This window comes from Arthrobacter sp. 08Y14 (genome assembly GCF_002929455.1).
GTDB classification, from domain to species: domain Bacteria; phylum Actinomycetota; class Actinomycetes; order Actinomycetales; family Micrococcaceae; genus Arthrobacter_B; species Arthrobacter_B sunyaminii.
Window position 1 is genome coordinate 1,168,802 of sequence record NZ_PJIX01000001.1, and the last position, 25,893, is coordinate 1,194,694.

Genomic DNA, 25,893 nt, shown 5'->3' on the forward strand with positions numbered 1-25,893 from the left:
TTGAAGAACGGAACAACCAATGAGTGAAGAGACCCTCTCAGACCGGGTTGAACAGATCGATCTGCAGACGGAAATGCAGCGGTCCTACCTGGACTACGCCATGGCGGTCATCGTCGGGCGTGCCCTGCCTGATGTGCGCGACGGCCTGAAGCCCGTGCACCGCCGCGTGCTTTACGCGATGTTCGACGGCGGCTACCGCCCCGAGCGCTCGTTCAACAAGTGCGCCCGCGTGGTGGGTGAAGTCATGGGCCAGTACCACCCGCACGGCGACTCGGCCATCTACGATGCCCTGGTCCGCCTGATCCAGGACTGGACCATGCGCTACCCGCTGGCTCTGGGACAGGGCAACTTCGGCTCCCCCGGCAACGACGGCGCAGCCGCCCCGCGGTACACCGAAACCAAGATGGCACCTCTGGCCATGGAAATGGTCCGTGACATCGACGAGGAAACCGTCGATTTCATGGACAACTACGATGGCCGCAACCAGGAACCCACCATCCTGCCGGCACGGTTCCCGAACCTCCTGGTCAACGGTTCCTCCGGCATCGCGGTGGGCATGGCCACCAACATTCCCCCGCACAACCTGCGCGAAGTGGCCGACGGCGTCCAGTGGTACCTGGAAAACCCGGACGCCCCCAACGACGTCCTGCTCGAGGAACTGATCCGGCGGATCAAGGGCCCGGACTTCCCCACCGGCGCTCAGATCCTGGGCCACAAGGGAATTGAAGACGCCTACCGGACCGGCCGCGGATCCATCACCATGCGCGCCGTCGTCAACGTCGAGGAACTCCAGGGCCGCACCTGCCTGGTGGTGACCGAACTCCCCTACCAAGCCAACCCGGACAACCTCGCGATCAAGATCGCCGAACTGGTCAAGGACGGCAAGGTCTCCGGCATCGCCGACATGCGCGATGAAACCTCCGGCCGCACCGGCCAGCGCCTGGTGATCGTGCTCAAGCGCGACGCCGTGGCCAAGGTGGTGCTGAACAACCTGTACAAGCACACACAGCTGCAGGAAAACTTCGGCGCGAACATGCTGGCGATCGTGGACGGAGTGCCCCGCACCCTGAGCCTTGACGCGTTCATCCGCCATTGGGTTACCCACCAGTTGGAAGTTATCGTCCGCCGCACCCGCTACCGGCTGCGCAAGGCCGAAGAAGTGGCACACATCCTCATTGGCCTGCTCAAGGCCCTGGATGCCCTGGACGATGTCATTGCCCTGATCCGCCGCTCCACCACGGTCGAAGAGGCCCGCAACGGCCTCATGGGACTGCTGGACATCGACGAACTGCAGGCCCAGGCCATCCTGGACATGCAGCTGCGCCGCCTGGCCGCCCTGGAACGCCAGAAAATCCAGGACCAGCACGCCAAGCTGCAGACCGAAATTGCCGAGTACAACGCCATCCTGGCCTCGGACGCGCGCCAGCGGCAGATCGTCAGCGAAGAATTGCACGAAATCGCGGAGAAGTACGGCGATGACCGCCGCACCCACATCGTGATGGGCTATGACGGCGACATGAGCATGGAAGACCTCATTCCCGAAGAGGAAATGGTGGTCACCATCACCCGCGGCGGATACGTCAAGCGGACCCGCAGCGACAACTACCGCCAGCAGGCACGCGGCGGCAAGGGCATCAAGGGCGCACAACTGCGCGGCGACGACGTCGTCGAGCACTTCTTCGTCACCACCACCCACCACTGGCTGCTGTTCTTCACCAACCTGGGCCGCGTGTACCGTGCCAAGGCCTACGAACTGGCGGAAGCCGGCCGTGACGCCAAGGGCCAGCATGTGGCCAACCTGCTGGCCTTCCAGCCGGATGAGCACATTGCCCAGGTCCTTGACCTGCCCGGCTACGACGCCGCCCCGTACCTGGTCCTCGCGACCAAGCGCGGACTGGTGAAGAAAACCCGTCTGGAGGACTACGACACCAACCGTTCCGCCGGCGTCATTGCCATCAACCTGCGCGACGGCGACGAACTCGTTTCCGCCCAGCTGGTCTCCGAAACCGATGACCTGATGCTGGTGTCCCGCAAGGGCCAGTCACTGCGCTTCACCGCCACTGACGACGCCCTTCGCCCCATGGGCCGGGCCACCTCGGGCGTCACCGGCATGAAGTTCCGCGAGGATGACGAACTGCTGGCAGCGGACGTTGTCACCGAGGACTCCTATGTGTTCATTGTGACCGAAGGCGGATACGCCAAGCGGACAGCGGTGGATGAATACCGGGTTCAGGGCCGCGGCGGTCTGGGTATCAAGGTTGCCAAGTACGCCGAGGACCGCGGGCATCTGGTGGGCGCCATGATCGTGCAGGAAGAAGACGAAGTCCTGGTGGTCATGCAGGGCGGCAAGGTTGTCCGCTCCTCCGTTGCCGGGGTTCCGGCGAAGGGCCGCGACACCATGGGCGTCATTTTCGCCAAGCCGGACAAGAATGACCGCATCATCGCTGTGGCCCGCAACTCCGAGCGCGATCTGGCAATTGAAGAGACGGACGACGACGCCGGTGAGGGCGTTCCCGATGCCGCTGACGGAGCCACGGGGACGGTTGCAGAGTCTGTAGGCACCGGTGTGGATGAAGTACCGTTGGCTACAGACAAAACGGCTGAGCAGGATGCACAGTCAGCAGAAGATGGAGGTAACGAGTGAGCTCGACCAACTCAAATCCCAGGTCGGCTTCGGGCACAGGACCCCGGGTAAAGACACCCGCGCGCCCCGCCCAGCGTCCCGGAGGTGGTCAGAGCGCTCCGGCGAACCGGCAGCCGCTGGTAAAGCCGGCTCCCAAGGCCAAGGCCCGCAAAGCCCGTCTGCTCGTGAGCAAGATCGACCCGTGGTCGGTCCTGAAGATGGCTTTCCTGCTGTCGGTGGCCCTCGGCGTAGTAACCGTGGTGGCCGCGATTGTGATCTGGACCGTACTGGACCTGACCGGCATTTTTGACCGGGTCAACTCGCTGCTCGGCGAGATCGCCGGGAGCGAATCCGGCGGATTCGACCTGCGTGAGTTTGCCTCGCTGGGACAGGTGGTCTCCTTCGCCACCATCATCGCCGTCGTCAACGTCCTGCTGCTGACCGCGCTGTCCATGCTTGCTTCAGTGCTGTACAACATTGCCTCCACCCTTGTGGGCGGCATCGGCGTCACCCTGACAGACGACTAAAAAGCCGGTTGTATTTTCGGTTTTTCCTGCGGTCCCGGAGAGAAAAAACTCCGGGACCGCAGGAAAAACCGAACCGGATTTGGGTTCCGGGCAGAGGTGGGGTAAAGTTTTATCTCGGCCCGAGAAGGTATCGGGGCGCATAGCTCAGGCGGTTAGAGCGCTTCGCTGATAACGAAGAGGTCCCAGGTTCAAGTCCTGGTGCGCCCACGGAACATCACCTCTTGGTGGTGAACCACAAGGCAAGGAGGCACTGTGAAGAAGTTGCTGGCACTAGCTGCAGCGGCGGTCGCAGGAATCTTTGCCGCAAGAAAATGGCAGGAATCTGCTGCGGAGAAATCCGTATGGAAGGCATCAACCGACAAGGTTGACTAAATTTCCACAAAAGAATGATTCCGGTTCCACCGCACGTCAGGGTGGGATACACTGGATGAGTTCACATTCGGGGGCATGGCGCAATTGGTAGCGCACCTGCTTTGCAAGCAGGGGGTTCGGGGTTCGAGTCCCCGTGCCTCCACCGAAAGAAAGTCCCGGCCGATTGGCCGGGACTTTCTGCTTTAACACCCGGCTCAATCACGCAGTGCCTGCGGTCATCTATTGTTGCTCTGGTGATCGTTTTACTCGCCGTGATCGGCGTCCTGGGTGTATCAGCCTCCGGCCCCATCATGGCGGCAACGGCTGCGCCGGCTCTGGCCATTGCCTTCTGGCGCAACGCCCTGGGCGCGGTGATCATGGGAGTTCCCACGGCACTGCGCAATCCCGGCGGATTTACCCGGCTCTCCCGGACCGAGGCCAAGTGGACCCTCATCGCCTCGCTCGCACTCGCCCTGCACTTCGCCTGCTTCATCACCTCCCTCAAACTGACCTCCGTTGCAGCAGCAACAGCGCTGGTCTGCCTTCAAGCGGGCTGGATAGCCCTCTTCAACCTGTGCCGGGGCATCCACGTTGCCCCACGCGTGCTTGCCGGGCTGGGAGCGGCGCTGGCCGGCGTCGTTGTCATTACCGGCTTTGACCTCACGCTTTCCCGTGAAGCAGCCCTGGGGGATCTGCTGGCCGTCGCCGGCGGAGCTCTGGCAGGCCTGTACACCATCGCCGGAGGCAAGGCCCGGGCCACCATGAGCACCGGAACCTACACCTCCCTCTGCTACGGCCTGTGCTCGCTGATCCTGCTCCTCCTGTGCGCCGTCTTCGGGCAGCCCGTGGTGTCTTTCACGCCCGAGGCCTGGCTCGGGATCCTGGCCGTGACCCTGGTGGCCCAGATCCTGGGGCACAGCGTCTTCAACCACCTGCTGGCTGTCATCTCGCCGCTGGTCGTCTCCATGATCATTCTGCTGGAGATCCCCGGGGCAGCCATTCTTGCCGCTGTGTTCCTCGGAGAACAACTGCCGGCCGGGACGTACGGGGGCCTGGCGCTTATCCTCGCTGGCCTCGCCGTTGTGGTCACGGGCCAAGGGCGCAAAGCTGCCCGCAGGGGCGCTCTGCCGCCGGCACCCCCCGCACTGGGCGGAGATATCGAGAACTAGCAGGAAGGATCTCCCGCTAATAGGGCTGCACGCAAAAGAGGGCCCCCGCTGAGCGGGAGCCCTCTTGAAGGTTAAGCGTACTGCGGGACCAGGCCTGCTTACTCGGCAGTCTTTTCGGCCGGCTTGTCAGCGTGTGCACCGGAGGTCTTCACAGCGTCGGATGCCTTGGCTGCTGCTTCCTTGCTGTGCTTGCCTGCTTCGGCGGCCTTCTCGCCGCTGCGGGCAGCTGCGCGTTCGGCTGCTTCCTTGATGCTGGCCACGGTTTCCTTGGTTTCCTGCACGGATTCCTTGCCGTTGGCAGCAGCCTTGGACGCGGAGTCCTGGGGCTTGGCAGCAACCGGAGCAGGCGCGGTGGCAGCTGCGGCGGCCTTGGGGGCTGCGGGTTCGGTGGAAGCAGGCTTGGGCTCGGGAACCTTGATGGTCTCCGGCTTGGCGGGGGCCGGGGTCTTCCAGGGGTCCTCCACCGGGCGCGAGGCACGCCATGCTGCAACTCCGGCTGCAACTGCCGCTGCAATGATGCCGAAGATCAGCCAGCCCTTGCCGCCGCCCTTCTGGTTCTTGCGGGCTTCCTTCGCAGCGCGGGCGGCAGCCTTCTGGGCCTTCTTCAAGGCCTTCTTGTTGCCGGTAACCTTCGCTACAGCTGTCTGCACGGGCACGGACGCGGTACCGAGGGAACGCGTGACCGTTGCCGATGCATCGCCGATGCGGTTGGACAGGGTGGGAATGTAATCATCCACCACCTTGTCACGGGCTCCGGTGATGACCGGAGTTGCACGGTCGAGGGTGTGCTGGATACGGGGAGTTGCCTCGTCCACTGCGTGGCTGATCTTCGGACCCACCTTCTGCAGACCATCCTGGATGCGCGGCGTGACTGTTGCTACCCCGGCAGCAACGCCGTCGCCGGCGCGCTTGATGCCTTCCTGGATTTTGGGTGAAGCGGTCTCGATACCCTTTTCGATGCGGGGCATTGCCCAGTCACGAGCGGCCTCAACCTTGGGCGCTGCCCAGTCACGTGCTGTTTCTACGCCTGCAGTGACATTGGATTCAAAGTCACGGGCCATGCGGTCCTTCTTCTTCAAAACTACCTCCCGGGATAGTGTCGGTTCATTCCTTACCCTACGTTGACTTGGCAACTGTGTGCTATTGACGGGCTGGGCGGGGCGGACTTTTCACTGTGCGCTGAACCGGCGAAATTCTGCCCGTCTGCTGGCCTGCCGTGGAAGAATGTTGCATATGACTGCTATTCCTACCGCAATTGCGACCATCCACACGTCCATGGGCGACATCAAGGTGAACCTCTTCGGCAACCATGCGCCCAAGACCGTCAAGAACTTTGTTGGCCTGGCCACCGGTGAAATCGAGTGGACCGACCCGGCGACGGGTGAGAAGACCAGCCGCCCGCTGTATGACGGCACCATCTTCCACCGCATCATCAAGGACTTCATGATCCAGGGCGGCGATCCTCTGGGCCGCGGCACCGGCGGACCGGGCTACCAGTTCGATGACGAGATCAACCCGGACCTGGACTTCTCCACCCCGTACAAGCTGGCCATGGCAAACGCCGGAATCCAGATGGGCCGCGGAACCAACGGTTCACAGTTCTTCATCACTTCGGTCCCGACCACCTGGCTGCAGGGCAAGCACACCATCTTCGGCGAGGTAGCCGACGACGAATCACGCGCCCTGGTTGACCAGCTCAACGCCGTCGCCACCGATATGCGCGACAAGCCGGCCGAAGACGTTGTCATCAACAGCATCACCGTCGAACAGCTCTAACCAGTTCACGGATGCCCCGGTCGGAAATTTCGGCCGGGGCCTTTCGTTCATCTGGCCTCATTTCTCTCTGGGAGTAAACGCAAATGTCGTATGGAGTGCCTGCTGAAACACCTGCCTCGCAGGTGCCGGTCTGTCCGCGTCATCCGGATCGGATCAGCTACATCCGCTGCCAGCGCTGCGGCCGTCCGGCCTGTCCTGAGTGCCAGCACACGGCGCCGGTGGGCATCCAGTGTGCGGACTGCTTTCGGGAAAGCCGGCGCCAGTCACCTGCCTACCGCACCCCCTACGGCGGAAAGGTCTCCTCGGGAAAGCCGGTGGTCACCATCACCCTGATGGTCATCTGCGGGATCTTCTTCGCCGTCCAGTTCTTCTACCCGCCGTTCACCTACGAGCTCTGGTACGCACCGCTGTACACCGGAATCGAGCCCTGGCGGATGCTGTCCTCAGCGTTCCTGCACTCCCCTTCCGGAATACTGCACATAGCTTTCAATCTCTACGCCCTCTGGTTCCTGGGCCAGGGACTGGAACCGGCGCTGGGCAGGTTGCGTTTCGCTTTGCTGTATCTTGTGTCCGCACTGGGCGGATCGGTGGGCGTGCTGCTGCTCAGCCCCATCAACCAGCCGGTTGTTGGTGCATCGGGGGCCATCTTTGGCCTCTTTGGTGCCCTGCTGGTGGTGCTGCTGCAGCGCCGGGCCAGCGTGCGAAGCGTGCTGATCCTGCTGGCGGCCAACTTTGCGCTGGGATTCTTTGTGCCCAATATTGCGTGGCAGGCGCACCTGGGCGGATTGCTGACCGGTATCGCCTGCGCGGCGGTCCTGGTCTACGCGCCCAAGGGGAAGAACCGGAACCTCGTGCAGTTTGGCGGCCTGGCCTCAATCGTGGTGTTCCTGTGTGTTATTTCCGCGGTGCTGGCGGCAGCTAAGGGTCTTGTCTGACGCTTCCAGGGGCGGATCCGCGATCCACAACCGGCCTGGTGTTATCCACAGGGATACCCACAGTGTTAATAACTCGGCGGAGTCCATGGGCTGCGGCCGCTCCTTCCCGGGGACTGCGGTACGGCAAACCTGCGTCGATTAAGGCTCCGCGGCACTGATTCCGGGTGAGCTGCGGCGCCTCCGCTCCGGATCAGGCGGTCCGGGTCCGGGGTGCTATCCACGGATGACCCAGAGTTATCCACAGGATCGATGGACGGCTATGAACAGGTTATCCAGAGGCAAAAAGAAGTTACACACATGTAATTCCACAGTTGTGGATAACTCTCAGCCCCGTGACCTCGCGGATTTCTCCGCCTATTCGGGAAAAGTTACACACACCTGTGGATAACTCTGTGCACAGAGTGTGTACAAGGTTTGTGCACAGGCAGAGAAAGAAAACGCCTCCGCTGCGGAAGGCAGCGGAGGCGGACAGGGTGCTGGTGCAGCTGGTCAGCGCCAGCGCGTGGTCATGAGGAAGCCAACAATGGCAATGCCGAATCCCACCAGGATATTGCCGCCGCCGAGCGCCGGAACCGGGTAGGCACCTTGGGAAATGTAGAAGACGATAATCCACAGCAGGCCAATAATCATCAGGCCAAACATGACGGGCTTGTACCAGACCGGATTCGGCTTCGGCGCTGACGAGGCCTTGGCAGCGGGCGGTGCAGCTGCGGGCTTCTTGCGGGACTTGGACTCGGGCACGGATCCTCCTAGCGGAACCGGCTCTTGGACGCCGGTCGGTACGGTCATGGCGGGGCCGTGGGTGCAGTGCTGCCGCACCGGGCTGCTGCCCGGCTGTATCCTGACTGGGGGCGCCACCGCACCTGGCTGTTTCCCTTGTAATCATCGTAGCGAATGGCGCGGCGTGTGCGCGCCGTCTGCGCCGGCCCGCATCTATTTCTGGAAAGGGGAACCGTGGCCATGTCTCGCAGGGAAGTTCACGCTCCCGTGGGGTCGCACGGCGCCCGCAACCGCCGGCAGGGGCGCAGCCCCGGCCAATGGATTATCCAAATTTTTGGCGAGCTGCTTATTACTCTGGGGTTGCTACTGGTCCTGTACGTGGTGTGGGAACTCTGGTGGACCAACATCGACGCCAACCGCAAGCAGGACCAGGCTGTGGGCAGCCTGTTCGCGGAGTTCGATGGCCCGGTGGAGCCGCTGCCGGAGCCGGCAGCGGACGGTCCTGATTACGGAGACCCCGCGGTCCTTCCTGCCATCGAAGAGGAGGGCCGCACCTTTGCCGTGGTTTACATTCCGAGGTTCGGAGAGACGTACTCACGCCCGGTGACAAGCGGAGTGGGGACCGCGGTGCTGGATTCGCTGGGGCTGGGTCATTACCCCTCAACTGCTATGCCCGGAGAAGTGGGCAACTTTGCGGTGGCGGGACACCGCCAAACCCACGGGCAGGTCCTTGACGCCATCCACACCCTGGTCCCGGGCGATAAAATTTACGTTCAGACCAAGGACGGCTATTACAGCTACGTCTACCGCAACAACCAAATTGTCCTGCCGGACCGGGTGGACGTGATCGCGCCGGTGCCGACGCAGCCGGCTGCGGTGCCCACCGAACGGTTCCTCACCATGACCAGCTGCAATCCCCGGTTCGGCGCCGAGGAACGCATCATTGCGTACGCGGTCATGGACTCGTGGCAGCCGCTGTCTGCCGGTCCCCCGGCAGAGATAGCACCCCAGGTTGCCCATAATGCCGAAGGAGCAGGCTAAATGTACGGTTGGATCTTTCGGAGCCTCCCGGGTCCCCTCTGGACCCGTATCCTCATCGCCCTCGTGCTGATCGCCGGTGCTGTGATCCTGCTCATGACCTGGGTTTTCCCGTGGTTCTCCGAATTCAGCTTCCTCAGCCCCCTCACTGATTCCACGATTGAAGGTTCCTAGCCCCATGAGCACCATCCGCATTCTGGTCGTCGACAACTACGACAGCTTTGTCTACACGCTGGTGGGATATCTGCAGCAGCTTGGAGCCGAAACCACAGTGGTGCGCAATGATGACGTGAGTCTGCCGGAAGCGATCGAACTGGCCTCCGCCCGCGACGGTGTTCTGATATCACCGGGCCCAGGAGCACCGGCCGAAGCGGGGGTATGCGTCGATTTGATCCGCTGGTGCGGAGAGAACAGCAAACCCATGCTGGGCATCTGTTTGGGACACCAGGCTCTGGCCGAGGCATACGGGGGAACCGTTACCCATGCCCCGGAACTGATGCACGGCAAGACGTCTTCGGTCCGGCATGAGGGCACTGATGTGTTCCGCGGTTTGCCCAGTCCGGTGACGGCAACGCGCTACCACTCACTGGCCGCTGTCGCCGACACCATTCCCGGGGACCTCCAGGTCACGGCACGGACGGACAGCGGCATCATTATGGGCCTGAAACATATCTCGGCTCCCCTGTCGGGCGTCCAATTCCACCCCGAATCCGTCCTGACCGAGGGTGGATACCAGATGCTGGGCAACTGGCTGGAAAGCCTGGGTTTGGCCGGAGCAGCAGAGCACGCCGCTACCCTCAGCCCTTTGATGTCCACGACACGGGAAAAATCCCCGCACTGAGGCTCCGGTTAGTCGTCCTTCTTCTTTTTCGCCGGTTCGGACGGCGAAGGATCAGGGGAAGCAGTGGTACTCGGCGAAGGCTCCTTAGTGGGTTCCGCGGGCGCCTTTGCCACTGTCAGGGAGATCGTGGCGCCCTGCTCGACGTCCATGCCGGCGGGAATACTCTGCTCCATCACGATGCCCGGCTCCACCAAAGCGCTCTCGACCTCGTTGACGGTGAAGGTCAGCTGCAGGGTCGAATCCGCCAAGATGATTTGCGCGCTCTCCAGCGGGGTCCCCACCAGATCCGGGACCGTCACATTGCCGGTGGACAGCACGAGGTCCACCGTGGTTCCCGGCGGGACGGATGCCCCGGTGGCGGGAGTGGTGGACAGGACCCTGCCGGCGGCCACGGTGGCACTGTTGGCTTCGTTTGTGGTTCCGCCCTGCAGACCAAGGGATCGGAGGGTATCCCGGGCTTCCGGCTCGGTCTTCCCCGCGAGATCGGGAATCACGACCGTTGACGGCCCCTGCGAGATGAACAGGATGACCTTGCGGTCCAACGGAGCATCGGTACCGCCCTCGGGCTCGGTTCCGATGGCCAGGCCGGCCTTCACTGTGTCGCTGTACTGCGGCTCGATGGTGGGCGGCCCAAAGCCGGCGTCCATGATGATGTTCAGGGCATCTGTCTGCGTCTTGGACTGAACGCTGGGCATCAGCTTGGTTACCGGTGCGGTTTCCTTGGGATTGAGCATGTTGTAGGCCATGACCGAACCGGCTCCGAGCAGAAGAATCAGAACAATGATCAGCGTGGTGATCCATGCCCGGCGCCGGGCCTTCTGATCCGGATCCCGGTCTCCGGTGTTGCCGATGGCCAGTGCCGCCGGCACATCGCCGTCGTGGTTGCCTGCCGCGTTCGGAGCAGTGGTGAGCGGTCCGCCGGACTGGACCCGGGCCATGGCCCGGGTCCTGGGTTCGTCCTCAATCGGGCTGACATCCACGGCGGGACGTTTGGCGGGGGATACTGTCAGTGCCTCGGTTGGATGGGTAGCAGGGGACGGATCATCGGCGGCAGGAGCCCCGCTCCGGGCGCGTAGGAGTGCCTCGCGGAACTCGTGGGCGTCCTGGTAACGGTCGGCACGGTCTTTGGCCAGGCCGCGTTTGAGTACGGCATCAAGTGCCGCCGGTATCTTCGGGTTGAAGCTGCTGGCTGCCGGCGGGACTTCCCGGACATGCTGGTACGCCACGGACACCGGACTGTCGCCGATGAAAGGCGGACGTCCTGCGAGCATTTCAAAGAGCAGGCAGGCAGCCGAGTACAGGTCGCTGCGGGCATCCACGGTTTCTCCGCGGGCCTGTTCCGGCGACAGGTACTGCGCGGTGCCGATAACCGCCTGGGTCTGCGTCATGGTGGCAGCGGAGTCAGCCATGGCCCGGGCGATCCCGAAGTCCATGACCTTGACGCCGCCGTCGGAGGTCACCATGACGTTGGCGGGCTTAATGTCCCGGTGCACGATTCCTGACCGGTGGCTGTATTCCAGTGCTGAAAGGACTCCGAGGGCGTAATCGACCGCCTTTTCGGTGGTGATTTCGCCGCTCTTGACCAGCTCACGGATGGTGCGGCCCGGGACATACTCCATCACGATGAAGGGCAGGCGCACATCCTCGGGAGAGGCTCCGGGGGACTCCTGGTCACCGGTGTCGTAGACGCTGACGACGGCGGGGTGGTTCAATCCTGCGACGGCCTGGGCCTCACGCCTGAACCTGGACTGGAAAAGCGGATCGCGGGCGAGATCAGGGCGCAGAACCTTAATGGCAACGGAACGGCCCAGCCTGATGTCACGGCCCAGGTACACGTCAGCCATGCCGCCGCGCCCAATGAGCTCGCCGATCTCGTAACGGTCGTTGAGTACCCGTTCTGTGTTCAGTGTGGGGTGTCCTTTAAGGAATTCAGCGCTCATGTCCGCTTACCCGGCCGAAGTTGCTGTGTTGGGCTGCGCCGGGGCAGTGTCTGCGGTGGTGGCCGTGGGTTCAGGCACGCTTGTCGGAGCAGTCGTCTCCGCTGCGGGACCCTCGGAGGTGAAGTAGGTGACCGTGGAACCCTGTGGCAGGGGTGCACCCTCGGACGGGTTTACGGCCAGCACGGTTCCCTGCGGCTGGCTGGACGGCTGGGTGCCGCCGTTAACCGGTACCAGGCCGGCAGCGGTGATCAGCTGTTCGACCGCGTTGGCCGTCTGTCCGGTCAGACCGCCGGGCACGGTTGTCATTGACTGCGTGGGAGTGGCCTCCTCCTCTTCTTCCGGTCCGGTTGACACCGTAACCGTTACCAGGGTGCCGGCGGGCAGCGGACCGACGGGATTGACGCCGGTAACAATGCCTTCGGGGTAGTCCGAAGACGGCTCGTCAAGCCGGCTGACGGCCAGTCCCAGGTTGGTCAGTTCTGCCTGGACTTCGTCATAGCTGCGGCCGATGTAGCTGCCTGCGTTCACGGGGATACCCTCGTCGTCCTCCTCCGTGGGGGTGGCCGAAGCAGACCGGGAGGTGGTGCTGGGGCTGGGAGCCGCTGAACTGGTGGCCGGAGCCGGGGCGGGATCGTCATCATTGTTTCCCGTCAGCACAACGGCGGCAACCGCCGCGCCCACCAGCAGCACCAGCAGGGCGATGAGCGGAATGGTCCACGGGCTGCGGCGCTTTGCCGGCGCTTCGTCACCGGTTCCACCGTCATCGCCTGCGTCGTCGACATCGTCGACTTCTTCATCGGTCCAGTCGCGTGACGCCGCCACTTCGCCGGTGGCGTCGTCTGCCCCCACTGCTGCCCCTGCAACGGTGGGAAGGGCTGACGTGGAAGGGGTGGTGTTCACTACGCGGGTAGCGGAAGTGCCGGCTGTCGGGACCGGGGCGGTAACGGCGTCGTCAACGGCCGTTGCTCCGCCGCCGCCAAAGAGCAGCATGCCGGGTACGGCAGCTTCGGCAGCTGTGATGTCTCCGCGGCGGATGGCGGCGACGGCGCGGGCCAGGGCTTCGGCGTCGGACGGCCGGTCCGCCGGATCCTTGGCCAGCATGGACATGATCAGCGCACGCACCGGAAGCGGAATGCTCTCGGGCAGCGGAGGCGGCGTGTCATTGACCTGGGCCAGGGCAATGGCGATCTGGGATTCGCCGGAGAAGGGGCGGGTTCCGGCCAGCAGCTCGTAGCCGATGACACCAAGCGCGTAGATGTCACTGGAACCGGTGGCCTGCTGCCCGGTGGCCTGTTCGGGTGCCAGGTACTGGGCCGTGCCCATCACCTGGCCGGTAGCGGTCAGCGGCACCTGGTCGGCGAGGCGGGCAATGCCGAAGTCGGTGATCTTGACCCGGCCGTCGGGCAGGATCAGCAGGTTGCCGGGTTTGACGTCGCGGTGGACCAGTCCCTGCTTGTGGGCTGCAGCCAGCGCGGTGGCGGTCTGCCCAATAATGGAGAGAGCGCGGTCCGGCGGAAGGCTCTTGTCGCGTTCGATGATGGAGGAAAGCGGCAGGCCGGGCACCAGCTCCATGACCAGGTACGCCGAACCTTCCTCTTCGCCGTAGTCAAAGACATTGGCGATGCCCTCGTGGTTCAGGAGGGCAGTGTGGCGCGCCTCGGCCCGGAACCGGTTGAGGAACCCGGGGTCACCGGTGTATTCCTCCTTGAGGATCTTAATGGCAACAATGCGGCCCAGGACCAGGTCCCGTGCCTTCCAGACTTCGCCCATACCGCCGATGGCAATACGGTCGGTGAGCTGGAATCTGCCGCCTAAGGTGATTCCCGATGTAGGCCTCACTTATTCAACACCGCCTCTAGGAGTTTCTGCGCGCTTGGAGTGGTCAATTGGGCTCCGGTGGTCAGGTCCACGTCTTCCATGACGACGGAAATGACCACTTCGGGGTTGTCAGCGGGTGCGAAGCCGGTGAACCAGGCATTATCGCCACGGCCCTCCACTTCCGCCGTGCCGGTTTTGCCGGCCACCTTCACGCCGGGAATCTGCGCTGCGGACGCGGTGCCGTTATCCACGACGCCGACCATCCAATCGGTGAGCTGACGGGCGGTTTCCGGGCTCACTGAAGTGTTCAGGACCTCGGGTTCCGGCTCGTCGATGATGGACAGATCGGCGGCCCGGACGTTGCGGATGAGATTGGGGGTCATCTGCACGCCGTTGTTGGCTATGGCCGCGGACATCATGGCGATTTGAAGCGGCGTGGCCGTGACGCTGTACTGCCCGATCGATGCCTGGGCCAACTGCGCCTGGTCCAGTTCCGTGGGGAAGCCGCTGGCAACCACCCGGTCGATACCGCGCTCGGGGAGGTGCAGGGCGGTGTTCCAGCCGAACTTCTCCGCCTGGGTTACGATCGCCTCTTCACCGAGGTCCCAGGCAATCTGGGCAAAAACGGTGTTGCAGGACTGTTCCAGGGCAAACCCGATGGTGGCCTCGGAGCGGGTGCCGCAGTTTCCGTTCGTGTAGTTCGGCAGGGAAATGTTCGTGCCCGGAAGGGGAAGGGCAGACGGATTGTCGATCTGTGAATCGGCGTTGAAGTCACCCGACTCCAGCGCTGCGGCGGCATCTACGAGCTTGAAAACCGAGCCGGGTGCCAGCAGCGATTCGGTGGCGGCATTGGTGTAGGGGGACAAGCCTTCCACGGTGAGCAGCTCCTGCATGTTCTGCTCCACGACCTTGGTGTCGTGGCCGGCCAGGAGGTTGGTGTCGTAGCTGGGCTTGGAAACCATGGCCAGGATATTCCCGGTCTTCGGCTCCATCATGACGATGGAGCCCTTCTGCCCTTCAGGAATGAGGTCATAGGCCAGGCGCTGCAGTTCGGGATCGATTGTCAGCTCAACAGAGGCACCCTGGGCCTGGTTTCCGGAAACGAGCTGCACCAGGCGGTCGTAGAACTGCTGGTCACTGGTTCCGGTCAGTTCCTTGTCCATAACCCGTTCCAGCTGCGTGACGCCGCTGACCAGGGAGAAGTACCCGGTGAGCTGCGAATACAGTTCCGGCTCGTAGTACACGCGCTGGAAGTTGAACTGGTCACCCGAAGGCACCGATTCCGCGATCGGCGCCCCGTCCACCAGAATTGAGCCGCGGTTCTGGCCGAAGTTCTTGTAGATCGTGCGGTTGTTGTTCGGGTTCGCGTTGAGTTCTTCGGCTGCAAAGAACTGGACGTAGGTTAGGGAACCGAGAATGAGGACAAACATGGACAGGGCCACGATCCAGCTGTTCCGGATGGCTTGATTCATGAGCCGCTTGCCTCCTTTTTCCTCAGTGAGCGTTTGTGCGGGGCCGGCTTTGCACCGGCATCCTGCATGGCTGGAACCATGGGACCGCGCATCGGGCCCATCGCGGCCGGGCGCCGGGCGGCTTCGGAGATCAGCAGCAGCAGGGCAACAATGATCCAGTTGGCCAGCAGCGAGGAGCCGCCGGCGGACATGAACGGCGTGGTCAGCCCGGTCAGCGGGATCAGGCGGGTCACGCCGCCGATCACCACGAAGCACTGCAGTGCGATGGTGAAGGACAAACCGCAGGCCAGCAGTTTGCCGAACCCGTCACGGGTGCCCAGGGCTGCACGGAATCCGCGGGACACCAGGAGCACATACAGCAGCACGATGGCGAAGATGCCGATGAGGCCGAGTTCTTCGCCCAGGGCCGCAATGATCATGTCTGAATTGGCGTAGATGACCAGATCCGGCCGGCCCTGTCCCAGCCCGGTTCCGGCGAGTCCGCCGCTGGCCAGTCCAAACAGGCCCTGGACCACCTGCCAGCTGCCGCCCGGACGGTCGATAACCTCCGGGTCGAAGGCGTTGAGCCAGCCGTCGATCCGCAGTGCGACATGGCTGAAGAGCTGCATGGCAACAAGGCCGCCGGCGGTGAGCAGGGCAACACCGATGATGACCCAGCTGACGCGGCTTGTGGCCACGTAGATCATGGCCATGAAAAGGCCAAAGAACAGGATGGAGGACCCCAGATCGCGCTGCAGGACCAGCACTCCGATGCTGACGAGCCAGGCCGCGATCATGGGGCCAAGGTCCTTGAACCGGGGCAGCTGAAGCGGGCCTACCTTTCGGCCGGCCAGCAGGATGAGGTCGCGGTTGGTGGATAGATACCCCGCAAAGAATATAGCGAGGGTGATTTTGGCGATTTCTCCGGGCTGGAATGTTCCGGAGCCAACCTGGATCCAAATGCGGGCGCCGTTGAGTTCCAGTCCGATGGGTGTCAGAGGCAGGAGCAGGAGGATGGCGCTGACGATCAGGGAAATATAGGTGTACCGGCGAAGGATCCGGTGGTCCTTGATCACAAAGAACACGGCGATTGCCGCGGCTACGGCGACGGCGCTCCAGAGCAGCTGCCGGTCAGCGGCGGTCTCGTTGTTCGCGATGTCCAGGCGGTGAATCATGGCGAGGCCGATTCCGTTGAGCGCCGTGACGATCGGAAGTATTACCGGATCGGCATATTTAGCGCGGATCCGCAGGACTATGTGGAAGGCAAGAACCAGTCCCACGAGGGTGGCTCCCTGGGTCCAGAAGTCCGCGTCGAAGGCACGGTCCTGGTCCAGGCCAACCACCATGTTGGCGCCAACGCCCACGAGGAGGGCAAGGAGGAGCAGTACGGCCTCGATGTTGCGCCGGGGTTTGGGCACTGTCAGTACATCAGACATTACTTCCGCCCTCCGCAGTTGTCGGGATCGGCAGCGGACTGGGCGGCCGCGGTGGATCCGGCGGACGCCGTGGGGCTGGGAGCGGGACTGGCGTTGGCCTTCACCGGTGTAGCCGGAGCGGAGGGGCCGCAGCTGCTGATGCGCGCGGCGCCCCGGAGGTCTTCAACAATTTGCTCGGCGTGCAGCAGGTCCTTGGCGGGAATGGTGCCCTCAACCCGGTTGCGCTGGTATTCCGGCAGGCTGTCCAGGGGGATGTCGGTCTGCTCTGTGACGGAGGAAAGCTTGATGGGGCCAAGGGACTGGGAGACGCCGTTGTAAATGGCGACATTGCTGTCACTGGAACCCACGTAGTAGCGGGTTTGGGTCCAGGTGTAGCCAACCCAGAGAACGGCCGCGAGCAGAACCGCCAGCAGGGCAAGGAACGCCGGGACAACCCAGCGCCGCTGCGGCGCCGCTTCGGGTTGCTCAGGGGCGGCCGGCTCTGACCCGGGGGGCGCCTTGTGGGTCAGCAGACGGGCAGCACGGCGCTCGGCAGAGCGCTTGGTGACAATCGGGATCTGGCCGGTCTCGGTGGCAAGGGATGCCGCACCCACCAGAATGTGGGGACGTGAGGAAAGGTCCTGGCGGATCAGCTCCGCCCGGGCGGGTTCGTCGTCGTCTGCCTCCGAGTCTCCCGGATCCCGTTCCGTCAATGGAACAGCGGGCGGTTCAGTGCCTGCGGCGCCTGGTGCGGAGACGGGCACATCCGCCGCCGCCGGGGAATCATCCGGAACTTCTTCGATTTCCAGGACGGCAACCGTCACGTTGTCAGGTGAGCCTCCGGAGAGGGTGAGCTCAACCAGGGTGTCGACGCAGCGCTGGAGGTCGCTGGTGCCCCGCAGGACGTTCTCTATGTCGGAGTCCCTCAGGACTGCGGTCAGCCCGTCGGAGCACAGGAGCCATTTTTCGCCCGGCTCCACTTCGAAGGTTGCCAGATCGAGTTCGGGACTGGCATCCACGTCCCCCAGAACGCGCATAAGGACATTCTTGTGGGGGTGGACTTCGGCTTCTTCGGGTCGGAGCCGGCCCTCGTCGATCAGCCGCTGGACAAAAGTATGGTCAATGCTGATCTGCTCAAAAACACCGTCTTTGAGGCGGTAGGCGCGTGAATCGCCGATGTGGGCGAAGGCAAACCTGTTCCCGTGGAGCAGGAGTGCGGTCACCGTTGTTCCCATGCCGGACAGCTGCGGGCTGGTGGTCACCAGTTCCGAGAGAAGCGAATTCGCCGCCTGAATCTCGTCTGCGAGCACGGTGAGGGGTTCGTCGTCGTGCGTCCCGCGGTCCAGGTGCACCAGATCCAGGACGGTGGAAGCGGAAGCGACATTGCCGCCGGCATGGCCGCCCATGCCGTCGGCAACGACGGCAAGATAGCGGCCGACATAGGCGGAATCGTCATTTTTCAGACGAACCATGCCCACATCGGACCGTGCTGCGTATTTGAGGACCAGAGCCACGGTTAGGGCCTCAACTCAAGGACCGTCTTACCGATGCGGATAGGAACCCCGGGTTCCACCGGCAGGGCGCGCGTGAGCTGGCTGCCGCCCAGGAAGGTGCCGTTGGTGGATCCAAGATCTTCAATAAACCAGCGGCTTCCCTGGGGGAACAGGCGGGCATGCCGGCCCGAGGCATAGTCGTCTTCGAGCACGAGCGTTGCTTCCTGCGCGCGGCCGAGAAGAATGGGGCTTGAGGCCAGCTCCAGGGTGGTGCCGCGCAGGGGCCCTTCCGTCACGAAAACCTGACGTGCGGGGAGTTTTGCCGGTGCGGGGACCTGCTTCTCCAATTCGGGATTCTTGCGGATCTGCCGGGCAGTGGGTGTGCCGGTGCGGTTGCGGCTTCCCACCACCAAATCACGCCGGATGGCACCGACAACACTGATCACCATGAGCCACAGCACGAGCAGGAACCCGTACCGGAGCAGGGTCAAAACCAAACTACCGTCCACTAACGTCCTCCGGTCCGAACAGGAAGGAGGCGGAAGGTGATGCGGGTGCGGCCCATCGCGATCGTTGAACCATCCGTGAGATCTGCTTCCCCTTGTACTTTTTGGCCGTTGACGAAGCTTCCGTTTGTGGAGCCAAGGTCGATGGCGCGGCTAACACCGTTTTCGGTGCGGATTTCAAGATGCCGGCGGGATACGCCGGTGTCATCAACGAGGATATCGGCTTCGGAGGAACGCCCGAGCACGACGGACGGAGCATTGAGTGAATACCGCTGCCCGTCGATGTCCAGGACCGGCTGCATGCGGGCGGGTGTCTGCCGCGGGGCGGGCGGGGCAGGCTGGCGCGGTGCAGGACTGCCCGCCTTTTCTGTGGCGGAGTCAACCTCCAGCACTCCGGCTTTCAACGATGAATCGCGGGTGAAGGACACCCGGACCGGACCCTGAAGGGTGTACGACTGGCTCCTGGCGTGCTTAATGACCACATCGCACAGCTCCTCGGCCAGCGGGGCTCCCCACTCCTGGGCACGCTGGAAGTCTGCATCGGACAGGCGGGCAGTGAAGACATTAGGAGCCAGCGTTCGTCCCTGACCCACGGTGAAGGAACGCTCATCAAGTTCGCGCCGCAGGGCGATGGCCAGCTCAAGGGGTTCCACCCGGCCGGAAGACCCTGTGGAGAAGGCACCTCGTACAACTTTTTCGATGCCGCGTTCAACGTTATCGAGTAAGCCCATGTTCGCCTCCTTCCCTATCCTCTGTCCGGACTGTCCGGTTGAATCCGGAGCGTCTCCAAGGCAGGCCAAGGATACAAAGCTCCTCTTCGATACTACTCATCTCTCCCAACAATCAACGTAACGGCTTCACGACGGTTCCCCTGCGGCGAAACGGCCGGGATCTATGGAGCGGAAGGCTCCTGCCCGTCCGGATCCACGGCTGCAGGGCCCGGAAAATCCGCGTCAGCGCGGGGAACTTAGCCTCCCCGGACGGCCGTTTAGGTGTTTGGGGAAATTGTGGGTATGCTTGATTCTGCTGTTCCCGAGGAATTGAGACGCAGAAGGTCGTGAGACTGAATGCACACTCACCGAGGGAAACCATTTTTGCGCGAGTGGCGGAACGGCAGACGCGCTGGCTTCAGGTGCCAGTGTCCGAAAGGGCGTGGGGGTTCAAATCCCCCCTCGCGCACAAACAGAATCACCCCGGTTGAAGAAACCGGGGTGATTTTTTTATGTCCTGTTCCGTGTGCTGCTCCCCGGCCCGGGGAACAGCACACGGAACAGGACGCTGGCAGTTAGCCCTGTTTGCTGGCCTGCTGTGCGGTCTGCTCTGCCTTCCTGGCCTTCTTGGCTTCTGCTTCCTTAACGCGCTTGGCTTCGTCGCGGACAGCGGCGAAGCTCGCCCTTTCCTGAACCAGCCATGCCGGCGGTGCGGCCAGCAGTGCGGTGATCTCAGCAGAGGTCAGCGCATCGGTGATGCCCGACCGGGTGAGGCCGCTGATGGAGATGTTGAGTTTCTGGGCCACCACGGGGCGGGGATGGGGACCGTTGCGGCGAAGATCAACGAGCCACTGCGGCGGATTGGCCTGGAGCTCGTCGAACTGGGCGCGGGAGATGGGCCCGTCCTGGAACTCCTGCGGCGCTGCGGGCAGATAGATGCCCAGTTTCTTGGCTGCCGTGGCAGGTTTCATGGATTGGGATTTCTCGGAAGTCATCTTCCAAGGATATCCGCCGCAGGCCCGGTCCCGGGTGCACGGGAAGTTCACGGGGGGAGTGCAGCCTGCGGCGGAAAGAAGGAGGACCAGGCTGGGCTAACCTGAAAAGGTGCCTGAAGATGCTTACCCCCGCCAAACCCGCCCGGCTCGTCCGCTGACTGTGGCCTACGTGCCCGGTGTGACGCCCGGAAAATGGATCGGGCGGTGGACCGAGCGCCAGGACCGTGAACTGGTCTCCTATCAATGCGGTGAGGACACGGTCTTTGACGAACTGCGCGCCGGTGAAGCGGATGTGGTGTTTGTGCGGGTACCGGAGCAGGGGTTTGTCCGGCCGGCGGACCTGAGCGTGATTGCCCTTTACGAGGAGCGGCCGGTGGTGGCTGCGGCGAAGGATTCGGCCGTTGCTGCCTTTGATGAGCTGGATCTGGCAGATCTGGCCGGTGAGAACCTGCTGGACCTGCGGGATATGGGAAGCACCGACGTCGGAATGGAAGTAGTGGCCTCGGGTGCCGGTCTTTTGATCCTGCCGATGTCCGTTGCGAAGCTGTATTCGCGCCGCGACGTTGTTGCGCGGCCGCTCAGCGGCTCCCCGGCCACGAAGATTGCCGTTGCGTGGCTTGAAGATGCCCAAGACCCCGGTATTGAGGAGTTTGTGGGGATTGTTCGCGGGCGCACGGCGAACAGCTCACGCCAGCCCTCGGTCCAGGAAGAGCAAAAAACCACCGCCCGGCAGCGCACCAAGGAACGGCAGAGCCGCAGCGGGGAGAAGCCGGGGTCCGGCGGGAAAGCGTCGAAGTCTGCCGGACGCACCGGCGCCAAGGGCGGAGCCGCGGCCAGGGGCGGCACGGCGAAGAAGGGCAGCGGCGCCAAGGGCGGCAGGACGCGCCGGAGCCATTAAAGGAAATCGGTACCTGTTTTTGGTTTTACGGGAGCCTGCAGCGCTCTGGCGGCAACGCCGGGAGTATTCTTTCGCCCATGCGCGTAAAGATGAGCAGTATCCACGTGATTGATCCGGCCGCCGCTTTTGACTTCTACACCGGCACCCTGGGCTTTGAGCCGCTGATGGTGCTGCCGGAGTACAACCTCTTCATCGTCCAGGCGCCGAATATTCCTGACGGGCCCGGTCTGCTCCTGGAGCCCAGTGACCATCCCGTCGCTGAGGCCTACCGCACCGGTGTCTACGACAGGGGACTGCCCGCGGTGGTGCTGGGCGTTGATGATGTCCAGGCCGAAATGGAGCGCCTCAGTGCATTGGGAGTCCGGTTCACCGGGCCTCCGTCCACGGATGGCATGGGAACCCAGGCCGTGTTCGACGACGGCTGCGGAAACTACATTCAACTCCATCAGGATTAGCCCGGACCGCACCCCGGCGCTCAGGCCGTTAGTGCTCACCCAGCCGCGGCCTGAGCCGTGATTCCTCCAGATCCAGCAGCCGCTGGGCATCAGCGAGGGTACGCGAGGGGAAGTGTCCCTCCCGGCGGGCCTGCAGCAGCGCGTTCCGCTCCGCGTCTACAACGGCACGGCGAAGTTCACGGTACTGCAGCTGGGGGGTGGGTGAAGTGCCGATGCCCAGCGCCTTGACGCGTTCCCACGCGAGTTCGCTGCGCAGGAAGGTGCTCTGGCGCACCCGTTCCACCACGTCCGGGTCCACGCCTGTATCTTGGTCCAGGCATTTGGCCGGGTCTTCCAGAACCTTAAGGCCCGCGTCGCTGATCTGGTCCAGCAATGTGGCCAGATCCCGCTGGTCCTCTGCGGCGTTGCGTCCGCGGACACCCAGCAGCTGGATAACCCAGGGCAGCGTCCCGCCCTGCAGCAGCAGGGTCACCACGGCCACGGTGAAGGCGATGAGGACTAGCTGTTCCCGATAGGGAGTGGCTTCCGGCAGGGACTGCGCGGCGGCCAGAGTTACTACGCCGCGCATTCCGGACCAGCCGATGACGACGCCGCCGCGCCAGTCCAGTCCTTCGCTGCGGAGTTGGGCGATGTCCGCCCGGCGCCTTCGGTACAATTCTTCGCCGCGGGTATGGCGGCGCTGGGTGCGGGCGTCGGCCAGTCCTCTTGCCGACATTCTGTCCAGTGCCGTCCGGAACCGGCTGGTGCGGCGCTCCTGATATCGGACCTTGGCACGCAGGAACAGGATGAGTGGGCCCATCCACGCGAAGCGAATCACGATCAGCAGGGCGGTGACAGCCAAGCCGATCATTACCGCTTCCCGGACGGTCAGCAGCGCGGGATCGACGTTTTCAACCAGATAGCGGATCTCGAGTCCCATCAGCAGGAAGACGCCGTTTTCCAGCAGGAACTGGACCGTGTGCCAATTGACGCTGTCATTGATCCGGGCCTGTGCGCTGAAAGCTGCTCCCGCACGGTGGCCCGTGTACAGCCCGGCCACCACCACGGCCAGAACGCCGGAAGCGCCGAGCTCCTCCGCCGGAATGAAGGCAAGGAAAGGAACCACAAATGAAATAGCGGTGTCCAGCACGGGATCATGAAGCTTGGAACGGATGAACACCGTAACGAATCCCACCAGCAGGCCGACGACGACGGCGGCCACGACGGCAAAGCCAAAGTCCGCGACACCGTCCCAGATGCTGGCCAAGCCACCGGCGCTGGCCGCGATAGCGGAGCGCAGCAGAACCAGCGCGGTGGCGTCATTGACCAGTCCCTCGCCTTCCAAAACCGTTACCAGCCGCGGCGGCAGGCCGAGCTTCTTGCCGATTGAAGTGGCGGCTACGGCGTCCGGTGGACTTACCACGGCACCCAGCGCGACGGCGGCGGCAAAGTTTAGGTTCGGCAGCAGAATGTACAGCAGCAACCCTGTCGCGAAGGCGGAGAACAGGACCAAAAACACCGACAGGCTGGAAATGGCACCGAAGTTGCGCCGGAAATCCACCACCGGGACGTTGACCGCTGCCGCATAGAGCAGCGGGGGCAGCACACCCATCAGGATGACGTCATGCGGCACCGTAAACGTGGGCAGCCCCGGCAGATAGGACAGTCCCAGCCCGACCACCACCAGGATCAAGGGCGCGGCAATGCCCAGGCGCTTGGAGAATGCGGCGACGGTGACTATGAGAGCCACGCCGATGACAGCTAACAGGGCTAGTTCCACAACCTCCATTATCGTTCACAGGGGTGAACTATTCTAACGCGCAGGCTGTGAGCCCGGTCCGGCGTTCTATACAGATGCCCACTGGGCCAGGGCAAAGAAGGCGGCGTGGACCACTCCGTACATGGCGTACACCGTCACCGGAACCATCAGGGCCCATTCCCGCCAGGACCCGGCGGCGCCGATCAGGGGCAGTGACATGCAGCCGCTGCTGCGCCACAGCTTGTTCACCACCGGCATGTTCGCCAGGGAGCGCGGGCGCTTGATCCGCAGTGGCCAGAGGATCATGACGCCCTGATGGGTCAGCAGGTCCCCGACGATGTGGACGGCAACACCGAGCCCGACGGCCACGGGCAGCCAGTCATTGTTTTCCGGGGCGTAAATCGCAATAAAGGCCGAAAGCCCCAGGGCCAGCAGCCAGCTGCGGCCGGCACCGCCGGCGATCTTCAGTGCCTTCAGGGCGAAACCCATCAGCAGCACGGACAGCAGGCCCGCTCCCACTGCCACAGAGCCGAAGAAGGGGACAACGGCTGTGACCTTTCCCAGCGCTGTGGACAGGGCAACGAACACCGCCAGTCCCAACAGGGAATGCGTGCCGCGGCGGTGTCCGCCGCTGATCTGCTCGGTGATCCGGGCCAGGATCTTGGTGACCGGAGGCAGCGAATGCGCAATGGTTCCGCTGTGGTGGTCGAGGTCCGGGAGCAGGGCCGCTCCGGCGGTTAGCAGGGCGCCGGTAACCACACCCAGAGGCGTCACCGGATACCAGCCGAGGGCGTGCGGTGCGGTTGAAGCAACAGCAATCCAGGCTGCGGCGCCTGATGCTGCGTGATGACCACCCATCATGGTGCGTGGGGTCCTTCCCTAGGGCGGTGTGGAGCACCGAAAACTTTCGTAACTTCTCATGTTTTCATGCGCCACTGACACTCCGGGCGCAACAGTCTCCCGCGCACCACCGGCGGACACGACGACGGCGGGGCACCCGCCCGGGTGCCCCGCCGCCGTCGTGCGCCGGTTAGGCCAGCGAAGCCAGGCCGAAGATGGCGGCCGCCAGGGCAAAGCCCATGACGCCGATCAGCGTTTCCAGCACGGTCCACGTCTTGAGCGTGGTCTTCACATCCATGCCCATGAAGCGCCCCACCAGCCAGAAACCGGAGTCGTTCACGTGGCTGACCACGACGGACCCGGCGGCAACGGCCACCACCATGGCGGCGGTCTGGACGGTGTTGTAGCCGGCCTCCAGGACACCCGGAGCGATCAGTGCGGCGGCGGTGGTCAGGGCCACCGTGGCCGAGCCCTGGGCGATGCGGAGGATCGCGGCGATCAGGAAGCCGGCGATGATCAGCGGGACACCGAGGTCGCTGAGGACGTCGCCCAGTGCATCACCGATGCCGGAAGTGCGCAGGACGCCGCCGAACATGCCACCGGCACCGGTGATCAGGATGACGGAGCAGACCGGGCCCAGTGCGGACTCCAGCACCTTCTCGATGGCGGTTTTGGATTCGCCGCGGCGGGTGCCCAGGACCACGCAGGCCACGAGGAGGGAAATCAGCAGTGCCACCGGTGTTTCACCCAGTGTGCGCAGGAAGGCGAACCACGGCTGTTCGGCCGCTTCGGCGGAAACGACGCCGGCCGAGGCAAGGGTGTTCAGGCCGGTGTTCAGGAAGATCAGGATCAGGGGCAGCAGCAGTACGGCCACCACGGTGCCGAACTTCGGCGGGTTCTTGATTTCGTCGCCGTCGATCTCGCCGAGCACCGCCGGCACGGGCAGGACGAACTTCCTGCCGGCCCAGAGGCCGAACAGATAGGACGTGACGTACCAGGTGGGCAGGGCAATGATGAGGCCGAGGATCAGCACGATGCCGATATTGGCTTCAAAGAACCCGGAGGCAGTGACGGGGCCGGGGTGCGGGGGTACAAAGACGTGCATGACGGAGAAGGCACCGGCGGCGGGAAGGCCGTAGCGGAGCACGCCGCCGCCGAGGCGCCGGGCCACCGAGAAGATCACGGGGAGCATAACCACAAGACCCGCGTCAAAGAAAATGGGGAAACCAAAAATCAGTGAGGCGACGCCGAGTGCAAACGGTGCGCGCTTCTCGCCGAAGATCCGGATCATGGTGTCGGCAAGGACCTTGGCACCGCCGCTGGTTTCCACCAGCCGGCCCAGCATGGCGCCCAGACCCACGAGCAGGGCAACTGTGGCCAGTGTTGATCCGAAGCTGCCGGTCAGTACGGTGACAACGCTGCCGGTGGGGATTCCGGTGGCGAAAGCAGTCAACAGGCTGACCAGGATCAGGGACACGAAGGCGTGCAGGCGCAGCTTCAGAATCAGGAACAGCAGCAGCGCTATGGCTCCGCCGGCGATCAGGAGGAGGGGGCCCGCACCGAGGGTTTGGGACCAGCCTTCAATTGTCATGGGTTTAGCTCCGTTACTAAATGAGTGACTGTTGGAAGTGGCTGCGGCGCAAATGTGCCGGAG

At 63.7% G+C, this 25,893-nt stretch carries 24 protein-coding genes and 3 tRNA genes; 14 read left to right on the plus strand and 13 right to left on the minus strand.

Going from position 1 to position 25,893, the window contains the following annotated elements; genetic code table 11:
- Positions 1-19 precede the first annotated feature (19 nt).
- The 6 genes from gyrA to CXR03_RS05600 all read left to right on the plus strand — a co-directional run bounded on the left by gyrA (position 20) and on the right by CXR03_RS05600 (position 4,670).
- Entirely contained in the window at positions 20-2,644 is a 2,625-nt protein-coding gene (gyrA, locus tag CXR03_RS05580; protein WP_104102473.1) for a DNA gyrase subunit A, read from the plus strand.
- Complete coding sequence (locus CXR03_RS05585; RefSeq protein ID WP_104053482.1) at positions 2,641-3,150, plus strand: DUF3566 domain-containing protein; 510 nt, start codon at positions 2,641-2,643, stop codon at positions 3,148-3,150. Before gyrA ends, CXR03_RS05585 begins: the two co-directional genes overlap by 4 nt.
- Before the next feature lie 133 nt (positions 3,151-3,283).
- Positions 3,284-3,357 (plus strand) — tRNA-Ile (locus tag CXR03_RS05590).
- Positions 3,358-3,402: 45 nt separating this feature from the next.
- Positions 3,403-3,522, plus strand: coding sequence for a DLW-39 family protein (locus tag CXR03_RS18440; protein WP_219816195.1), 120 nt, complete (start codon positions 3,403-3,405; stop codon positions 3,520-3,522).
- Positions 3,523-3,591: 69 nt separating this feature from the next.
- A tRNA-Ala gene (locus tag CXR03_RS05595) sits at positions 3,592-3,664 on the plus strand.
- A gap of 91 nt (positions 3,665-3,755) precedes the next feature.
- Positions 3,756-4,670, plus strand: coding sequence for a DMT family transporter (locus CXR03_RS05600; protein ID WP_104102475.1), 915 nt, complete (start codon positions 3,756-3,758; stop codon positions 4,668-4,670).
- Positions 4,671-4,768: 98 nt separating this feature from the next.
- Here the strand turns inward: CXR03_RS05600 and CXR03_RS05605 are convergent, their stop codons facing one another.
- A complete protein-coding gene (locus tag CXR03_RS05605; RefSeq protein ID WP_104102477.1) occupies positions 4,769-5,749 on the minus strand; it encodes a hypothetical protein in 981 nt (326 codons plus the stop codon).
- 154 nt (positions 5,750-5,903) lie between these two features.
- Here CXR03_RS05605 and CXR03_RS05610 point away from each other — a divergent pair, with 154 nt between their 5' ends.
- Together CXR03_RS05610 and CXR03_RS05615 are read left to right on the plus strand one after the other, a co-directional pair.
- Positions 5,904-6,446, plus strand: coding sequence for a peptidylprolyl isomerase (locus CXR03_RS05610; protein ID WP_104053485.1), 543 nt, complete (start codon positions 5,904-5,906; stop codon positions 6,444-6,446).
- Between the two features lie 218 nt (positions 6,447-6,664).
- The gene (locus CXR03_RS05615; protein ID WP_308470576.1) at positions 6,665-7,381 is read left to right on the plus strand and encodes a rhomboid family intramembrane serine protease; all 717 of its coding nucleotides are present in this window, start codon (positions 6,665-6,667) and stop codon (positions 7,379-7,381) included.
- 489 nt (positions 7,382-7,870) lie between these two features.
- Here CXR03_RS05615 and CXR03_RS05620 read toward each other — a convergent pair whose 3' ends face one another.
- Complete coding sequence (locus CXR03_RS05620; protein ID WP_104053487.1) at positions 7,871-8,122, minus strand: cell division protein CrgA; 252 nt, start codon at positions 8,120-8,122, stop codon at positions 7,871-7,873.
- A gap of 219 nt (positions 8,123-8,341) precedes the next feature.
- On the opposite strand from CXR03_RS05620, the gene CXR03_RS05625 reads away from it, so the two are divergent.
- Genes CXR03_RS05625 through CXR03_RS05630 form a run of 3 tightly spaced genes read left to right on the plus strand, consistent with a single transcriptional unit; the run spans position 8,342 to position 9,980 of the window.
- Positions 8,342-9,142, plus strand: a complete 801-nt coding sequence (locus tag CXR03_RS05625; protein ID WP_104102480.1) for a class E sortase — start codon at positions 8,342-8,344, stop codon at positions 9,140-9,142.
- The gene (locus CXR03_RS18255) at positions 9,143-9,313 is read left to right on the plus strand and encodes a hypothetical protein (protein ID WP_181034500.1); all 171 of its coding nucleotides are present in this window, start codon (positions 9,143-9,145) and stop codon (positions 9,311-9,313) included.
- Positions 9,314-9,317: 4 nt separating this feature from the next.
- A complete protein-coding gene (locus tag CXR03_RS05630; protein ID WP_104102481.1) occupies positions 9,318-9,980 on the plus strand; it encodes an aminodeoxychorismate/anthranilate synthase component II in 663 nt (220 codons plus the stop codon).
- Between the two features lie 8 nt (positions 9,981-9,988).
- Here CXR03_RS05630 and pknB read toward each other — a convergent pair whose 3' ends face one another.
- Genes pknB through CXR03_RS05665 form a run of 7 tightly spaced genes read right to left on the minus strand, consistent with a single transcriptional unit; the run spans position 9,989 to position 19,334 of the window.
- Positions 9,989-11,920: a Stk1 family PASTA domain-containing Ser/Thr kinase gene (gene pknB, locus CXR03_RS05635; RefSeq protein ID WP_181034501.1), complete on the minus strand. Its 1,932-nt coding sequence runs from the start codon at positions 11,918-11,920 to the stop codon at positions 9,989-9,991.
- 6 nt (positions 11,921-11,926) lie between these two features.
- The gene (locus CXR03_RS05640) at positions 11,927-13,759 is read right to left on the minus strand and encodes a protein kinase (protein WP_104102483.1); all 1,833 of its coding nucleotides are present in this window, start codon (positions 13,757-13,759) and stop codon (positions 11,927-11,929) included.
- Positions 13,756-15,210, minus strand: coding sequence for a penicillin-binding protein 2 (locus CXR03_RS05645; protein WP_104102484.1), 1,455 nt, complete (start codon positions 15,208-15,210; stop codon positions 13,756-13,758). The genes CXR03_RS05640 and CXR03_RS05645 overlap by 4 nt, the downstream gene beginning before the upstream one ends.
- Positions 15,207-16,625, minus strand: coding sequence for an FtsW/RodA/SpoVE family cell cycle protein (locus tag CXR03_RS05650; RefSeq protein WP_104102486.1), 1,419 nt, complete (start codon positions 16,623-16,625; stop codon positions 15,207-15,209). The genes CXR03_RS05645 and CXR03_RS05650 overlap by 4 nt, the downstream gene beginning before the upstream one ends.
- Positions 16,625-18,076 (minus strand): PP2C family serine/threonine-protein phosphatase, encoded by a 1,452-nt coding sequence (locus CXR03_RS05655; RefSeq protein ID WP_104102859.1) that lies wholly within the window; start codon positions 18,074-18,076, stop codon positions 16,625-16,627. The genes CXR03_RS05650 and CXR03_RS05655 overlap by 1 nt, the downstream gene beginning before the upstream one ends.
- 44 nt (positions 18,077-18,120) lie before the next feature.
- A complete protein-coding gene (locus tag CXR03_RS05660; protein ID WP_104053761.1) occupies positions 18,121-18,546 on the minus strand; it encodes an FHA domain-containing protein in 426 nt (141 codons plus the stop codon).
- Between the two features lie 59 nt (positions 18,547-18,605).
- Positions 18,606-19,334, minus strand: coding sequence for a DUF3662 and FHA domain-containing protein (locus CXR03_RS05665; protein WP_104053493.1), 729 nt, complete (start codon positions 19,332-19,334; stop codon positions 18,606-18,608).
- Positions 19,335-19,699: 365 nt separating this feature from the next.
- Here CXR03_RS05665 and CXR03_RS05670 point away from each other — a divergent pair.
- Positions 19,700-19,782, plus strand: a tRNA-Leu gene (locus CXR03_RS05670).
- A gap of 106 nt (positions 19,783-19,888) precedes the next feature.
- Here the strand turns inward: CXR03_RS05670 and CXR03_RS05675 are convergent.
- Positions 19,889-20,308 carry a DUF5997 family protein gene (locus tag CXR03_RS05675; RefSeq protein WP_104102487.1) on the minus strand — a complete coding sequence of 140 codons (420 nt, stop codon included), beginning with the start codon at positions 20,306-20,308 and terminating at the stop codon, positions 19,889-19,891.
- A 109-nt stretch (positions 20,309-20,417) separates the two neighbouring features.
- Between CXR03_RS05675 and CXR03_RS05680 the strand changes: the two genes are divergently transcribed.
- On the plus strand, positions 20,418-21,206 hold the full coding sequence (locus tag CXR03_RS05680) for a LysR substrate-binding domain-containing protein (RefSeq protein ID WP_104102489.1): 789 nt from the start codon (positions 20,418-20,420) through the stop codon (positions 21,204-21,206).
- Between the two features lie 77 nt (positions 21,207-21,283).
- Positions 21,284-21,661, plus strand: coding sequence for a VOC family protein (locus CXR03_RS05685; RefSeq protein ID WP_104102491.1), 378 nt, complete (start codon positions 21,284-21,286; stop codon positions 21,659-21,661).
- A gap of 28 nt (positions 21,662-21,689) precedes the next feature.
- Here the strand turns inward: CXR03_RS05685 and CXR03_RS05690 are convergent, their stop codons facing one another.
- The 3 genes from CXR03_RS05690 to CXR03_RS05700 form a co-directional block, all read right to left on the minus strand.
- The gene (locus CXR03_RS05690; RefSeq protein ID WP_258073499.1) at positions 21,690-23,429 is read right to left on the minus strand and encodes a sodium:proton antiporter; all 1,740 of its coding nucleotides are present in this window, start codon (positions 23,427-23,429) and stop codon (positions 21,690-21,692) included.
- Positions 23,430-23,486: 57 nt separating this feature from the next.
- Positions 23,487-24,260: a metal-dependent hydrolase gene (locus CXR03_RS05695; protein WP_258073500.1), complete on the minus strand. Its 774-nt coding sequence runs from the start codon at positions 24,258-24,260 to the stop codon at positions 23,487-23,489.
- Between the two features lie 169 nt (positions 24,261-24,429).
- Positions 24,430-25,830 carry a GntP family permease gene (locus tag CXR03_RS05700; protein WP_104102493.1) on the minus strand — a complete coding sequence of 467 codons (1,401 nt, stop codon included), beginning with the start codon at positions 25,828-25,830 and terminating at the stop codon, positions 24,430-24,432.
- Between the last annotated feature and the right edge of the window lie 63 nt (positions 25,831-25,893).